We start from the raw sequence: 13499 nt of genomic DNA on the forward strand, positions 1-13499 counted from the left end.
GAAGGAATGAAATCCCATGCCCGGCAATGAAGTTGATGAGGTCGCCCGCAACAACTGGCCGCAGTTGATGGCGCTGCTGATGCAGCTGTTCCAGAAGATCCAGCAGGCCAGCGCGGACGGTTCGATCCGATTGAACCGCACCCAGTACAAACAGTTCGTCACCGAACTGCGCGATGCCCAGCAGGAATACGCCCGGCAGGTCCGAAACACTCAGCAGTGGTATCAGGCCCGGACTGGCGACTACCAGCGTGAAGCCGCCGCCGCCAAGGCCCGCGCCGAAGCCGGCGCCAGTCCGCAGGACCAGGCCAAGGCCGCGGCCTATCTGGCGGGCCTGCGCGCCACCATCGAGCACACCATCCACGACACCGCGCTGACACCCGAGCAGCGGGGCCAGGTGGTCCAGGCCCTCGACGGCATCGATGCCGATCCGTCGAAACCGGTGGCCGCCAACCTGTTCCCGTCGATCCAGGGCACCGCGGCGGTCCGGGCTCGCTATGCGGCGGCGGCCAGTGAGCATGTGGCGACCGAGCGCCGCGCCCAGCTCACCGCGAACGGATCAGTCACATCGCAGTCGAAAAACGCGGAGGTCGCGCAGCAGCAGCGCGAGAACGCACGTCGCTTCGATGAGTTGTCGCGCCGGTTACAGGAGCTCGAGCACAAGCTCAACAAGATCACGGCCCAGCAGAATTCCACTGCCAAGATCGGCCCGGCGATCCGGCCGCCTTCGGCGAAGGTCAACCGCGCCCGCCAGGAAGCCTCCCGGCAGGCCGCCGCGCAATCCAACTCCCAGATCGCCCGCCCCCAAGCCGAAGCCGAGGCCCGCAACGGAGCCGAGGTGATGGCTGAGGCCGAGGCCGCCGTCGAACAGGCGGAAATCTCGGCCGAGCAGGCCGAAGGACCGACACCGCGCACCGAGCACACCGCCGAGGCCCAACAGGTCCAGACCAATCAGGAGGCCGCTGCCGCATCCGAGGCGGTGCAGTCGGCGGCGCAGATGCAGGCCGAGGCGTGACCGAAACCTGCTGTGCCCCATGGGTTTTTCAACAACAACGCAGAAAGGAGTAACCGATACGACAGCTGAACTACTGGTGATGCCTCTGGCATCGCATCTGACGAGGCTTGGACAACCTCACCGAGGCCAGTTCTCGGAAATCCGAATTATTTCAACAACTTTCAGGAGTATCTGAAATGTCTGGAGAGACGACTCTCACCATCATCGGCAACCTGACCGCTGATCCGACCATCCGTTTCATGAACGACACGGGTGACGCGGTGGTCAACTTCACGGTCGCTTCCACACCGCGGGTCTTCGATTCGAAGTCCAAGCAGTGGAAGGACGGAGCCCCGGTGTTCATGCGCTGCACCCAGTGGCGTGAGCCCGGTCAGAATGTCGCCGATTCCCTGATCAAGGGATCGCGCGTCGTGGTGGTCGGCAAGTTGCAGCAGCGGGAGTACACCGACCGTGAAGGCATCAAGCGCCAGGTTATGGAAGTGGTGGCCGACGAGGTGGGGGTGTCGCTGAAATACGCGGTGGCCAAACCCGTCCGATCCAAGAGTCGCAGCAGTAACGGCCGACCCTCCACCGGTTCCGGCGGACGCGGCAACGGGGCCAGCGATGACCCGTATGCCGCGGCCGCGCCGGAAGACGATTCCGAGGGGGTGCCGTTCTGATGGCGTGCATGGAAAGCCGAACCGGAACCAATGAGGGCCACACGGCGATCACTGTCCGCTGGCATGGTGCCGAAACCAAGGTGATCCTCGAGTCCACCGAGGTCGGGCCGCGCATCGAACTCGCTTGGATGGCCGCGGCTGAATCGGGGGTCCGGGTGTTTCTCGACCTCGCGGAAGCCGAACTGCTCGCCGACACCGTGAAATTCCTCGTGGCCCGCGTGGCGCGTCGCGGTGATTTCGACGGCGACTTGGCCCAGCCGGACTGGGAACCGGAGCCGTACTGATGAACAACCCCTTGCGCCACAACACCATTCACCACATCACCCAGAAGGGAATCTGATCATGTCCTACATCATCACCGAAGGCGCGACCTCCGACGATTACCGCGGCGGCCGTGGCCACATGCAACTGCACTGGCATCAGATGCCGTTGCCGACGGTGCGGCCCCTGGCGGAGGACTCGAGTCTCGGGGATATCGAGATCCGCTGGCAGGTAAAGATTTCCGACGGGGTGAAGGCGCATCTGAATCTCGAGGAAGCGCAGGCGCTGCGGCAAATGCTGGACGAAGCCATCGTCCATGTCATGGCCCGCGGTGGTGCGGTGACCTACCGGACCGGCGACGACAACGGCGTCGTTGGCCTCAGGACCGTCAAAGGCGACGGAACCGGGACCGTGCCGGAATGGGTGCGCGAAGCCCGCGAGAATGGTTATCCATCCCCGCGGGAAGCCCTCGGCATCTCCGAGTCGAGGGAGGCGTCGCGATGAGCACCAAGGTGTGGATGCAGGTTTCGTCCATGAGCGCCTACAGCGACGAAGGGATTGAAGCCAGGTACTACGGCGACGATATCGATCTGGTCGTCGTGAAAACCGGCTCGGGCAGTCTGTTCATGTCCCTGTCGATCGCGGAGGAGCTTTTCGAGAAGCTGCGCGAGGCGCTGCAGAACGGTGCGCTCGCCCAGGCCATCACCTCCGGTTCCGGATTGTGGCTCTCGGCAACGGAATTCGTTCCCGCCGAGGATGTTTCGGACCTTCAGCAGAAGGTGGTGGCGTGATGGACGCGGCATACAAGGCCCGCTGCACCAAGGAGATCGCGGCCATGGCGGCCACGATGAAGGATGACGGCAGCATGCACCTGGCCTACATCCACGGCCAGGCGTACGGCTACATGGTCGCCGACCTTCCCGGTGATCTCGCCAGCCGTGTGCTCACCGCGATCTCGGAGGCGCTGCTCGAAGCCGAGCGGCGCGGGGCCGTCCAGACCGGTCAGCCCACCTGGGATGCCCTCTCCGCCACAGCCAATGGCGAGGAGGCGTCGCGATGATCCGCAATCTGTTGCACCGATTGCACGGTCACGGCGACCGCGGCGCGTTGCTTCGGGTTCCGGTGTGCCTGATGTTCTCGGCACATTACGAACGCGACAACGATCTCGTGATCTTCGGATTTCGAGACGCGCACACCGGTGACGGTCCGGCGTTGGAGTTGGCGTTGTGGCAGGCGGTCAGTCTGCGTGACATTCTCGACGCCGCGATCAGCGACGCCGTGATGATCGGCAACGCCGTCGACGGGCAGGAGGGGCCGCGATGAGCGGATACCTCTACCTGCGCACCGAACCGCAGCTGTGGACGGTCGGGCACTACGCGCCGGACGGCGAGTGGATTCCCGAATCCGACCACGGCAGCAGTACCGCTGCGGCCGAACGGGTTTCGGTGCTCAACGGCGGTGTCAGCACCGTGGATGTGGCCGAGCTGATCAAGGAACGCGACGATCTCAAGGACCAGTGCAAGGAACTGCTCGATCAGGTGCAGTGTCTGCAGTGGGACCTCGGTGCGCTCCAGCAGCAGCACGACCTGTGCCCGCAACAGCCGGCGGTCGGGAGCAAGCGATGAACCCGAACATCACGTTGAACGAAGTGCGACAGCTGATCCAGCTCAAAGACGAACTGGGTCTGTGGAAACGGGACTACGACTGCAACGAGGCAGTCCGGATTCTCATCGCACTCGCCAACAACGTGGCCGCGCTGGACCAGTTGCTATCCCAGGGTGGCTTTCTGCCCCGGGACTGGGAATGGGCACGGACCGCGAGCAAGGGTACGGCAGTCAAGTTGGCCGAGACCCACATCTTGGACCGATCACAGCTGTCCGCGGTGATCGGGGACGCGCTGGAGTACCTGACCCAGGTCGGGGAAATCGTCGGCGACATCGAGGTCGCGGGCGAACAGATCGTGTCGGCGATCGGGGTTCGGTGGACGGTGTTCACCAACAGCCCAGAGGTTCCGGCATGACCAGCGGTTCGGGATACCAGTGGTGTGGCTGCCGGGACTGCTTCGACACCGTGGTCGGAACAGTCGGCATGCTGACGCTGTGCGATGACTGCGCAGAGGCGGGGTGCGAGATCCAGGACGGCGAGTGCCAGCGAGAAGACGCCTACGGAAACTGAGGTGTCCGATCATGGCCAAAGCCAAGAAACCGATGAGTCAGCGGACACAGCTGCGACTCGGGCGGGAGATCCAGGAACAGTACGACCATGGGGCCAGCTGGGCCGTGATCGCCGTGGACTTCGATCTATCGGAGTACAAGGTGAAGCAGATCGCCAGGACCTACCGGCAAGACTGTGATCGGAGAGCCCACCAGAACCAGCTGACCTTGTTCAACTGACCACTCCGGACACAACTGAATAGCAAGAAGCGGAGTCCGTGCCTGTTTGAGCCAGGCACGGGCTCCGCCCTTTTTCTACCAGGTGACTCGTCCACTGCGTCGGTGTCTGCCGCAGGTATGACGATTCGGCTGCTGGTGCGGCTACCCTTCGCGCAGTGGCACGAGCGGGTATGGATCGGTGGCGTTCTGGGTCTCGATCCGCGTCCGGCACTCCGGGCACAGCATCGACAGGTAGCCATCCCCGGCAGGACGTTCGCCGCAGATCTGACACATTCTCTGTTCGTCCGACACGCGCCGATTCTAAGCGGTCGGTTAGCTAGAATTCGCACATGGGTTCGACGGGACGGCGTGTCTGGTACCGCCACCCAGACGGCTACGCGATCGACTCCGACGAACTGGTCGAGACGGCCACCGGGTGGGTCAAGCCCGCGCCGATCTTCTGCCCACAGGGCCACCAATTCGGACCGGACCGAACGCTGGTCGGCTGGCAGGCGTGCCGCGGCCCCGGGTGCGACGGGCATACCGCGCACACCTGCCAGACCTGTGGCGAGGCGGTATACAGCCCAGCGCTTCGAGAAGGTTGCGACAGCTTCTCGTTCGACGGCCGAGCATGAGTAGGGCCATGCCGCGGCTCTCGGTGTCCTCGCCAAGGTTGATTCCATGTGAACCTCGTGCAGCCGAAATGCCGCGAGCTGAGCAGCCTGCGGGCGTGCGGCGCTCTGCCCGTTGATCTTCTGTCTCTCCACGCTGGCTGCTTCGGTCAGCGCGGCATGCGGCAAGATAGTGCGTTCGGGTCGGGTCGAAATGCCGCAACGGCAGTCGTCGGATGGTGCTGCTACGTTGCGATCATGCTCGCGCTCGAGGTCTTCGACCGGTACGTCTACTGGCTACGTGACAACGTCCCCCACGCCTACGAAAACCTCGCTCCGCCAGCAACTCCCGCCGAGCTCGACGCCTTGGAGCGCCATCTCGGCTACCAGCTTCCCGCCGAGGTGCGGGCCGTCCTGGCAGTACACAACGGCCAGAAGCTGACCGACACCGCAGAACACACCGAATACGCCACCCCGTGCCTGCCTACCCTGTCGTTTCTGTCCACCAGATTGATTCGAGAGTGCTGGGACCGATGGAACGCGCTTCGCAGCACCCCAAATATCGATCAACTCCAGGACATGGGCGACGTGTTTCCCGGCGCCGCCGGCCTGGTCAAACCGCTATATACCTCGCCTGGGTGGATCCCGCTGTGGTCCGACCCGATTAACGCCGACTACATCGGCCTCGACCTCGACCCCGATGTCGAGGGAACCTCGGGCCAGATCATCAACTTCGGCCGAGACGAAGAACGCCACTTCGTCTGCGCGCCCGATTACACGAGCCTGCTGGCAATCCTGCTCGATGAGGTCCTCACCGGCGCCTGGCGCGCCACCGAAATGGAAACCGAGTTCCCTGACGGAAGCTGGGCCAACCTGCCCTGGTTCGGTGACCCCGACGATCACTTCTTCAACGCGCTCTACAGTCGCTTCGCAACGCCAACAACCTAGTCATGTATGCGCTGCATTCGGCATGACCGGATACGGCGACGCCCCCGAGATGCCCCGGGCCGTTGATCTTCAGCTAGGTGCCGCACCGGCAGCCGCTGGCCGCGCGGAATGCGGTGTGGCCTCGAAATCTCCACGCTCACCGAGGATCTACCGCTTGGAGTAGCTACCCTGTGCGGTCAACAGGTTGGCTGACTTATCAGTGATCTTCATCTTGAACAACCACCTCGTCCACTCACTGCCCGATTCGGCCAAGATGCTGACGAAAGCCGCCTCCGGTCTGGTGCTGATATGGCAGCGGGGGAATCCTCAACTGCCACTGGCGGAGACTTGCCAGTGAGTTGCCAGGATGATCGGAAGCATCACGAGGATGACGGAAATGACAGGGATGATGCGGGCTGCCTACGTACCGGCGATCGATGCGATGTGGGAGGTGCGCGAACTGCCCACGCCGGAACCGGGGCCCGGTGAGGTGCTGATCCGGGTGCGGGCCAGCGGTATCTGCTACACCGACATATGGTCCACCACCGGAGTCATTCCGGTAGGCGTCCCCGGGGTGGTCGGGCACGAGACGGTCGGCGAGATCGTCGCAGTGGGTGCGGGAGTGCACTCTCGGGTGGTCGGTGACCGGGTCGCGACGACCTGGATTCTGCAGACCTGTGGCCGGTGCGAGTACTGCCGGCGCAACAAGCCGGTGAGCGGAGTGGCCGGGTTGAGTTGTGCCGCACCCAAAACCAGCGGGTTCAGTGTGCAGGGTGGGCATGCCGAGTATCTCGCCGCGCCGGAGGCTGCGACGGTGTTGTTGCCGGAGGGCTTGTCCTTCGAATTGGCGGCCCCGGTCGCGTGTGCCGGTTACACCACGTGGAGTGCCTTGTGCGCGGGCAATCCGCGGCCGCATGAGCGGGTCGCCGTGGTGGGAATCGGCGGCCTGGGACATATGGCGGTGCAATACGCGAAGGCGGCCGGGTTCGAGACGATCGCGATCACGCATTCACCGGATAAGCGCGCGCTCGCGCTGAAACTGGGTGCGGACGAAGTGGTTTCCGACGGCCGCGAACTCGCCGCGACAGGTGGCGCCGACATCATCCTCATGACGGGCAATTCCAACCGTGCGGCGATGGACAGCCTGCACGGGTTGCGTCCGGAGGGCCGGATGGTGCTGATCGGTCTGCCCCACGACACCGACTTCGTCATCCCCGGGCCGGAGACCGGCATCAATTTCGTGGTCAATCGCAACCAGATCATCGGCGCGACGCACAGCGGCTTCGAGTACCTGACCCAAGCCCTCGACTTCGTCGCCACCGGCAAGGTGACGCCGATGATCGAAACCTACCCACTGGCAAAAGCCGCCGACGCCTACGAACGCGTAGCCACCGGAGCAGTACGCTTCCGCGCTGTTATCACCTACTGAGACAGGCGGACCGGTCGCGTACACCGGAAGCGCCTCGCCCTGACCTGCGCGCCGCTCACGACGGAATGCACGCGGCGCACATCACCGATTTACCTAATTCGGCAGGACAGTGCGCTCGGTCGACGCCGGGCACGGTGGGCTCGAGATCAAAACCGGTCGGCCCCAGCGATCTTCAGGGCCGACCGTTTGGCCGCTTCGAACCGCGCGGGATGCGGCATTACAGGATGCATTTCACACGATTTCGACCGCTGAGGTGGGATGTCGTTGGGGCGCAGTAGGGTCCGAGTCGTGTCAACGAGTATTGAAGTCGGATTCTCCGCCTACGGCTTGTCCTCCGATCAGGCGCAGGCGATGTTCGACCTGTTCGAGCGAACCGTCCGAGAAGAGGGTTTCGGGCAGAACGTCGATGTAGTCCGGCAGGAAAGCCGTCGCGGGGGCTTCGATGTACGCGTGGTTTCGGTGCGGTCGATAACCTTCAGCGGCTTCCGCACCTGGCGGCCGGAATTCGAAGAACAACTACAGCAGCAGGTCAACACGTCAGTGCCGGGTGTCGACGTGTCGTTCGAATGGGGGTATCCAGAATTGGAGCCAGCCACAACAACCCTCCTGGCGACCCTAGCGCCTGCTGCCGCTGCAACCGCGGCGGCGGCTACATGTGCTCCGCCACCGACAAATTGGGCAGAGTTCGTCCCACGATTGGAGACGATGCTGTCAGCGTTGCCCGATGGCGCGGTGGTGTCCCTGTCGGCTGGCGAGGGCTGGTGTGTGCAGTTCCTTGCCGAATGGGTCTGCACGATCACTGGTTCCCGCACACCGGATCAGGAGCGACTACTGACAGCGGCTGGCTGGCAGGCGCCGATGAGCATTTCGCAGATACCGGCCTGGCAACTTGAGTTGTCCCGTGACAGCCGGGTATGTGAGCAGGTCGCCGCACGAGCTTGCGAGGCGATCTCGCAGGTACTCGGAATCGCTGTGCCCACCGAGATGACCGTCGAGGCATGGAACGACTACGAGGGCCCTGATCCCGAAATTGCGATCCTGGGCCTGTAATACCCGTTAAGGACGTACTCGCGCCGCACCGACCTTCGGCCGCCCCGACACCGCTGACCTTCGACGGCCAGCCCATCGGATCAGACACCACTAGCCACGCTCAATTCGGCGTGATGGTGCGCTCGGTCGACCTCGAACCGGCTCGGCCAGTTGACCTTCCGCCGCGCCACGCTGGCCGGTTCGGTCAGCGCTGTCCGCGGCATGACAGCGCGTTACCTCCTGCTGCGTCGCAGAAGTTCGTGATCAGGTCTCTGCTCTGGCATTCACCACGTTGAGTGCAACCATGACCTGGTCGCGGTCGCGAATTGCTGGGTGATCGTCGGGCCTACTCGGCTCCATGGAGTAGAGAACGCTGGCGAGCAGGTCCCGCTCCTCGGGGGTGATCGGAATCCTGTGGTTCACCAGTTCTGCGGCCAGACCACTGAAAACCCACAAATACTCGCCGCCATGCTGGAATCTACGCGCGGACTCGAGGCTGTCCGGAGAAAGCCGATCAGCGAGCGCGTCGAGCAGGGTATCGCTCGCAAGCTTCCACTCACGACCCTGCTCACGCATTCTCGTGCGGTCTTCGGACGTCCAGTGCCACCTACCCTCGTCGTCGCGCCACGACTTGTCGAGCTTGTCCTCCTCAGCAGTCATCAACACATCATCCAGGATGACCAACGCACCCCGAACTCGGCGGATCAGCGCGTTCGCGGGGCCGGTTCGTGGGCGTCCTGAATCGAGCGGTCAGCGGCATAGCGTGCGATTGAAGTTAATTGGCCCGCAACAGATCGCGGTACTCGCGCATCCAGCCACGGCGTTGTTCGACATGCATTCGGTGCTCTGGATTCCACGTCAATGCCCCGCCCTCATGCGCGGCCTCGAACATGTCGACAACTCCCTCGGGGGCTGTGGCGGCCAGCTCTGCCAGTTCGGTCACCGACGCCGCCGTAGTGACTCCTGGCTCGCCGAGCAACTCCAGCCCGAACCGCGCGGCATACAGCTCCACCAAGGCGGTGTCGCTGGCGACCGAACGGTACCGCCAAACCGGAACGTCGGGCCGGTCCTCCGGGACCGTCGCATCCCAGATCGGGATTTGCGCCGCCTCCGGCGGAAGTTTCGCGCGTATCCGTCGCGTGTACTCGGATTCGTCCACCTCACAACCCCTTTATGTACGGCCCATTCACTACTAGAACGGCGTGTGGATGATGATCGGCTGTCGTTACGCTTCGACTCTGACGTCTGCGCGCCGCACAGCTTTGACGCTCCAGCAGAGCGGCCACCGAAACACCGCACTGCGCCGGAACCTCCACTCATCAACGAGAGCCTGGTCCACCGATCGAATTCCGGCTCTGACTTCCTCGAGCACGGTCGTGAGCCAACTCTGATACAGAGCCTTCGGGGCGAAATGCTCAGGATCCGCGGTCCCGAGGTCAGCCGTCATCCGACGCAGGATCTCCGCACGGCTCACCACCTGCACCGGTTACCTCCTCGGGGCTGTTCGAAGATCACTCCGCACCCCCCCGAGAGTAGCCCCGCAGTTGTCGCTGGCCGGTTTGGTCAGCACGGCCAGCGGCAGTTCAGCGCGTTAGCGAGGAGTGACGTGGCTGGGCCTGGTCCGTGTATGCCCTCGCATTGGATGTATCTGCCTACCTGGGATTATTGGGCTCGTGAGAAGAAGGGCGGTATCCCGGCGACTGGAAGGTGGTAGTTAACGGTGATCGTGGGCGATCCGGATCGGTTTGCTGTCGAGTTCGAGCTCGATAGCAGCAGGATGTCGGAGCCGGACTTCTTCCGTTGGCTGTGGGGGCGTATCCGCTGGTGGTGTGGTGGCCAGTCGGTCGGCATCTTCGAGCCGCAAGCCCAGCTGATCGACGCCGTAGTTCCCATGGAGTTTCGGCTACGCCATACGGGAAGGGGCCAAGGCGAGGAGCTGATCGACGAGCCGGCCGAGGTCGCCTTTCACACGGTGATGGCGGCGTTGTATGAGGACCGCGGACAGTCCTTCGAGCAAATGCGTGAGGAAGGCGCCCCCGTTGGGTCGGTTCCGGTCGGGCCGCAGGTGTACGAGTTCGATCCGTGGTGGTTGTTCCTGTTCGAGGACGAGACCCGTGGCCGGTTGTTGTGGACATCGCGAGATCACTACGAGTTCGATGCCCTGGTTCCCGGGGTTCCTCTCCACGAGGTCTGGCTGAAGGCCGGGGAGTTCGACGAAGTTCAGAAGATGTTCCTGAACGAGATCGCGGCTACGGAACGCGAGTTCTCCGCTCGAACCGGTCAGTGACCCCGAATCAGTTAGGCGCAGCCAGTTCAGAGCGCCCGGCTCGCGGCAGTTCAGGATGTGTGCAGAAACCGTTCCGCTGTCGCCGCAGAAGGCTGTACCAATCAACGCGATATTGCGATGTACATTGCACGCACTTCGTCCCGAGACCGGAGTATCAGTAGCAATGAGAATTCGTGAAAGTCTGTACGGCAATTGGTGGCTGCCGTCCGCCCCGGACCGCACCGTTCCAGGAACGCTGACCCTGGGTGAGACCTCTGAGCCCTATCTTGAGCTCTACGGCACGCTAGTAGTGTTCCGCGCAGAGGAAGGGCCGTTGACCATCCATGGCGATTCAAGCGGCCGGAAGGTGTCGCTTTTCGGCATTTACCCGACGCAAGAGACCTCTACCCTTCGCGACGGTATGCGCTATCCTGTCCAACTTTTCGACATCAATTTTGGTGCCCTCGTTGGCGATTCGCATGTCGCTGACGAGGACGAACCGAAGTTCTCGGAGTCGACCGTCGATATCGACTACTTGACCTTCATTTCTCAGGACATCGACCACTCCGAAACGGCGATAAAGAACAAGCCGGATGGGTCCAGCGACTTTAATTTCTTGGTCACAACTGAGGGTCGACGGTCAGGAAGGTACGGCAACGTCGACGCTACAACAGTCCCTGAGGCGTCCTATAGTCCGGACGCGGAGTTTTACACCGCGGAGATGCGCATACGCGCGTCGTTTAGAACGTATGTACGTCTCACGAGCGCTCAACCAATCTCCACCCGCGAACATGTGGAGACCGCGAGGCGACTCTCAGACCTGGTCACTCTCGCTATGCACCGACCAGCGGGGGTTCGTCAGATTGCCTTTAACGACACGACAACTGACAAACGTCGTCGCTACGAATGGTGGGGTGCAGAACCAACTTCTGCGAACGAACTTGTGGACAGGCCAACCCGACGCGCAATCGCGTTCGACCTAGGAGGCGTCGATTTGGGAACCGTGCTGCCCGCCTGGCACACCCTCAATACGAGCGCCGTTTACGGCGTGCAATCGATTATCGGTTTACTGCGCGAGACCAGCACCTACCACGAAACTAAACTGCTTGGCGTATGCGGAGCCATCGAGGCTCTTCACCGAGGTCTGGACCCCGGGAACCGGACCTACCGCCAGCGATGCGAGGCACTCGCAGCGATCCCCTCAAGCGCCGCGGTTGCGCGGATAATCCCTGACATCGCCAAATGGGCCGACTACGTGGTGAAGGCCCGCAACTCTCTTGCTCATGGTGACGAACCGAAGGACCGCAGCGTACCTGAGGACGTGTGGTTCGCGCTCCATGGGCCGACCCTCGCGCTGCTGGTCCTGGTACTGATGGCCGAACTGGGAATATCTGAGTCGGCACAGATCCGCGCCGTGACCCATGGAGCTTTCCGCGCAGCCGCGAACATCGGAACGGCCCTACTGAACTGACTGACCTACCCCTCTATCCGGACATCCGCGGATCCTGCATTCGGCAGTTGAGGACGTTCCGGACGCGCGAACGCCCCGAGATCATCTCGGGGCGTTGATCTTCCAGCTGGACCGCGCAGCCGTGCCGCGGGCCGACCTGTAAGAGGCATAAGCGGATGCTGCCGCAATCTCATGTAGATGACCATGAATCGCCCGGATTCAGGTCGGAACTCGTTACGCTGCTACGCTCCGGCGTGTGGTGCGGGCTGGATTGGCGCAAGTGGTTCACTCCCTGACTGATTCACAGTTCGGCGTCTGTTTCGACAACGTGGACTGGATGGACCTCGCCAAGCCCGTCGTAGCGCTTGGAGGCGATTGGCCTGCCGCACTCGCGCTGGCCGCAATGCCCTCTATCTGGCGCCCCAGCATCGATGATGCTGTCCGGCATCTGCGGGCGCAGTCGAAGCCTGACCTGGGAGACCTGCCGTTGCTGGGGTTCTGGAGCGCAGTCTGCGGGTTGATCGGACGTTCGTGGCGGCTCGGGATTCTCGATCAGGACGCGGCGGCAGCCCGCCTGGACATCGTGTGGCGGCATATCCGCGATCACGAACCTCGGGATCGGGCCGAGGAGCTCATCTGGGAAGGCATGGCATGTCACGAGCTCGTCTGTTACTTGGACGAGGACGTGACAGACCGGGCATCGGCTCTCCTGTCCGAGGCGGATCGGTTCATCGCTGACGATGCAGTCGACATCGCCTTCTGCGAGACCGTTCTGGAAGCTTTCCTCTGAGTGCACTCATCCTGTCGTCGGCAATATGGTGCGTTCGGTCGGCCCCCAGATCGACTCGGCCCGTTGACCTTCGCCCCGCCCGCGCTGGCCGGTCGGGTCAGCGCGGGCAGCGGCATGTGCGGATATTCGGGACGGTTCAACTCCGCTCACGATCAAGGCCGACCCACAGCCGGGTGGGCCGGACCCAGGCCAGGCTGAAAGTAAGCGCCATAACAGCCATTCCCACGAGGTTCCCGAGAAGGAGAACTCCGCGGGTCCCGGCGATGCCGGGACCCGCGACAATCGCCAGGAACGCCGTTACCACCAGAACGATTCGACGACCTATGGGATCGCGACGTACGAGCAAGACAGCGCCGGAACCATAGAGAAGCATGATTACTATCACGATGAATGCTGCCGGGGCGTAGTAGACATCGCGAGACGCGACTTTCCACTCGAGAAGCTCCTCAAGCTCGGACGGCGATACCCGAGTGATGGCGATGTAGATGGCACCGACGACGCCGTAGATCGACATCGCGAGGGCTAGGCTCGCGGCCGTGACCGCAGTGCCTCGCCCGCGCAGTGAGGTCGACTCTCGCGGTCGAGGTTTGCCGCTGCCGTCATCGGTACTGGTCATGCGGCCATGGTCACGAAGATCAGCGGTGCCGTACAGCGGCCACGCCGGGGTCGAGTCAGAAGGTGGCCAGCTCGGTA

The 13499-nt window shown here is 63.0% G+C and carries 22 protein-coding genes; 18 read left to right on the forward strand and 4 right to left on the reverse strand.

Features of this window, described 5'->3' with window-relative positions; all coding sequences use genetic code 11:
* Positions 1-16: 16 nt before the first annotated feature.
* From GPX89_RS09220 to GPX89_RS09270, 11 genes are all read left to right on the forward strand, one after another.
* Positions 17-1012: a hypothetical protein gene (locus tag GPX89_RS09220; protein WP_157386770.1), complete on the forward strand. Its 996-nt coding sequence runs from the start codon at positions 17-19 to the stop codon at positions 1010-1012.
* Between the two features lie 176 nt (positions 1013-1188).
* The gene (ssb, locus tag GPX89_RS09225) at positions 1189-1671 is read left to right on the forward strand and encodes a single-stranded DNA-binding protein (RefSeq protein WP_157386771.1); all 483 of its coding nucleotides are present in this window, start codon (positions 1189-1191) and stop codon (positions 1669-1671) included.
* 8 nt (positions 1672-1679) lie between these two features.
* Positions 1680-1955, forward strand: a complete 276-nt coding sequence (locus tag GPX89_RS09230; RefSeq protein ID WP_157386772.1) for a hypothetical protein — start codon at positions 1680-1682, stop codon at positions 1953-1955.
* Between the two features lie 58 nt (positions 1956-2013).
* Complete coding sequence (locus tag GPX89_RS09235; protein WP_157386773.1) at positions 2014-2436, forward strand: hypothetical protein; 423 nt, start codon at positions 2014-2016, stop codon at positions 2434-2436.
* Positions 2433-2723 carry a hypothetical protein gene (locus tag GPX89_RS09240; RefSeq protein WP_157386774.1) on the forward strand — a complete coding sequence of 97 codons (291 nt, stop codon included), beginning with the start codon at positions 2433-2435 and terminating at the stop codon, positions 2721-2723. Before GPX89_RS09235 ends, GPX89_RS09240 begins: the two co-directional genes overlap by 4 nt.
* On the forward strand, positions 2720-2992 hold the full coding sequence (locus GPX89_RS09245) for a hypothetical protein (RefSeq protein WP_157386775.1): 273 nt from the start codon (positions 2720-2722) through the stop codon (positions 2990-2992). Before GPX89_RS09240 ends, GPX89_RS09245 begins: the two co-directional genes overlap by 4 nt.
* Entirely contained in the window at positions 2989-3255 is a 267-nt protein-coding gene (locus tag GPX89_RS09250; protein ID WP_157386776.1) for a hypothetical protein, read from the forward strand. Before GPX89_RS09245 ends, GPX89_RS09250 begins: the two co-directional genes overlap by 4 nt.
* Positions 3252-3557: a hypothetical protein gene (locus GPX89_RS09255; RefSeq protein WP_157386777.1), complete on the forward strand. Its 306-nt coding sequence runs from the start codon at positions 3252-3254 to the stop codon at positions 3555-3557. Before GPX89_RS09250 ends, GPX89_RS09255 begins: the two co-directional genes overlap by 4 nt.
* Positions 3554-3952 (forward strand): hypothetical protein, encoded by a 399-nt coding sequence (locus GPX89_RS09260; protein WP_157386778.1) that lies wholly within the window; start codon positions 3554-3556, stop codon positions 3950-3952. The genes GPX89_RS09255 and GPX89_RS09260 overlap by 4 nt, the downstream gene beginning before the upstream one ends.
* The gene (locus GPX89_RS09265) at positions 3949-4107 is read left to right on the forward strand and encodes a hypothetical protein (protein WP_157386779.1); all 159 of its coding nucleotides are present in this window, start codon (positions 3949-3951) and stop codon (positions 4105-4107) included. Before GPX89_RS09260 ends, GPX89_RS09265 begins: the two co-directional genes overlap by 4 nt.
* Positions 4108-4118: 11 nt before the next feature.
* Entirely contained in the window at positions 4119-4325 is a 207-nt protein-coding gene (locus GPX89_RS09270; protein ID WP_157386780.1) for a hypothetical protein, read from the forward strand.
* Positions 4326-4466: 141 nt separating this feature from the next.
* On the opposite strand, the gene GPX89_RS09275 is transcribed toward GPX89_RS09270, so the two are convergent.
* On the reverse strand, positions 4467-4616 hold the full coding sequence (locus GPX89_RS09275) for a hypothetical protein (RefSeq protein ID WP_157386781.1): 150 nt from the start codon (positions 4614-4616) through the stop codon (positions 4467-4469).
* 38 nt (positions 4617-4654) lie between these two features.
* Here GPX89_RS09275 and GPX89_RS09280 point away from each other — a divergent pair, with 38 nt between their 5' ends.
* From GPX89_RS09280 to GPX89_RS09295, 4 genes are all read left to right on the forward strand, one after another.
* Positions 4655-4939 (forward strand): hypothetical protein, encoded by a 285-nt coding sequence (locus tag GPX89_RS09280; protein WP_157386782.1) that lies wholly within the window; start codon positions 4655-4657, stop codon positions 4937-4939.
* A gap of 48 nt (positions 4940-4987) precedes the next feature.
* A complete protein-coding gene (locus GPX89_RS09285) occupies positions 4988-5863 on the forward strand; it encodes an SMI1/KNR4 family protein (protein WP_157386783.1) in 876 nt (291 codons plus the stop codon).
* A 367-nt stretch (positions 5864-6230) separates the two neighbouring features.
* Positions 6231-7271, forward strand: coding sequence for an alcohol dehydrogenase catalytic domain-containing protein (locus tag GPX89_RS09290; protein WP_235946714.1), 1041 nt, complete (start codon positions 6231-6233; stop codon positions 7269-7271).
* Positions 7272-7559: 288 nt separating this feature from the next.
* Positions 7560-8321 carry a TY-Chap domain-containing protein gene (locus tag GPX89_RS09295; protein ID WP_157386784.1) on the forward strand — a complete coding sequence of 254 codons (762 nt, stop codon included), beginning with the start codon at positions 7560-7562 and terminating at the stop codon, positions 8319-8321.
* A 243-nt stretch (positions 8322-8564) separates the two neighbouring features.
* On the opposite strand, the gene GPX89_RS09300 is transcribed toward GPX89_RS09295, so the two are convergent.
* Together GPX89_RS09300 and GPX89_RS09305 are read right to left on the reverse strand one after the other, a co-directional pair.
* Positions 8565-8960: a hypothetical protein gene (locus tag GPX89_RS09300; RefSeq protein ID WP_157386785.1), complete on the reverse strand. Its 396-nt coding sequence runs from the start codon at positions 8958-8960 to the stop codon at positions 8565-8567.
* 115 nt (positions 8961-9075) lie between these two features.
* On the reverse strand, positions 9076-9459 hold the full coding sequence (locus GPX89_RS09305; protein WP_157386786.1) for a hypothetical protein: 384 nt from the start codon (positions 9457-9459) through the stop codon (positions 9076-9078).
* 561 nt (positions 9460-10020) lie between these two features.
* Between GPX89_RS09305 and GPX89_RS09310 the strand changes: the two genes are divergently transcribed.
* The 3 genes from GPX89_RS09310 (at position 10021) to GPX89_RS09320 (ending at position 12806) form a co-directional block, all read left to right on the forward strand.
* Positions 10021-10587, forward strand: coding sequence for an Imm42 family immunity protein (locus GPX89_RS09310; RefSeq protein WP_157386787.1), 567 nt, complete (start codon positions 10021-10023; stop codon positions 10585-10587).
* Between the two features lie 163 nt (positions 10588-10750).
* Complete coding sequence (locus GPX89_RS09315) at positions 10751-12037, forward strand: ApeA N-terminal domain 1-containing protein (protein WP_157386788.1); 1287 nt, start codon at positions 10751-10753, stop codon at positions 12035-12037.
* Between the two features lie 235 nt (positions 12038-12272).
* The gene (locus GPX89_RS09320) at positions 12273-12806 is read left to right on the forward strand and encodes a hypothetical protein (protein WP_157386789.1); all 534 of its coding nucleotides are present in this window, start codon (positions 12273-12275) and stop codon (positions 12804-12806) included.
* A gap of 136 nt (positions 12807-12942) precedes the next feature.
* Here the strand turns inward: GPX89_RS09320 and GPX89_RS09325 are convergent, their stop codons facing one another.
* The gene (locus GPX89_RS09325; protein WP_157386790.1) at positions 12943-13422 is read right to left on the reverse strand and encodes a hypothetical protein; all 480 of its coding nucleotides are present in this window, start codon (positions 13420-13422) and stop codon (positions 12943-12945) included.
* Positions 13423-13499 lie beyond the last annotated feature (77 nt).

This window comes from Nocardia terrae, from assembly GCF_009760405.1.
Classification (GTDB): Bacteria; Actinomycetota; Actinomycetes; order Mycobacteriales; family Mycobacteriaceae; genus Nocardia; species Nocardia terrae.